This window comes from Phytoactinopolyspora endophytica (assembly GCF_004138495.1).
GTDB classification, from domain to species: domain Bacteria; phylum Actinomycetota; class Actinomycetes; order Jiangellales; family Jiangellaceae; genus Phytoactinopolyspora; species Phytoactinopolyspora endophytica.
Genome location: NZ_ML142852.1, coordinates 52939 through 53362, shown reverse-complemented (window position 1 = coordinate 53362; position 424 = coordinate 52939). Strand labels below are relative to the sequence as shown.

The following is a 424-nucleotide window of genomic DNA, read 5'->3' as shown; positions in this document are numbered from 1 at the left end:
CCGTCGAGCAGGTCGGTGAACAAGCCGGCGACGCCCGCTGGGCTGACCTCGACCCCGATCGTCTTGAGCACCGCGTCGGCCATCCCCCGCACGGGGGCGTCGCCGATGATCGGCGAGAGCCCGACGACGGGTGCCGACGTGGCCTGGACGGCGTCCCGGACTCCGGCGACGGCGAGGATCGGTCCGATACTGACGACTGGGTTGGAGGGCGGCAGCAGCACGATGTCGGCGCTGGAGATGGCGTCGAGAACGCCCGGTGCGGGCGTGGCGGCGTCGATGCCGGCCAGCACAATGCGCTCGGCCGGCACCGCGGCGCGCATCCGCACCCACCATTCCTGGAAGTGCACGGCCCGGGTCTGCTCACCGCCCCCAGGGTGTGTCTCTGTACGCGTGTAGGACGGGCTGTCAGCCGGGACTGATGTGT

1 protein-coding gene is annotated in these 424 nt (G+C 71.5%); it reads right to left on the bottom strand.

Translation table 11 applies throughout. From position 1 onward, the window contains the following. Nucleotides 1–424, bottom strand: a 424-nt coding sequence (locus ELR45_RS08620) for a 2-phospho-L-lactate transferase CofD family protein (protein ID WP_205856375.1), incomplete at both ends; no start/stop codon positions are given.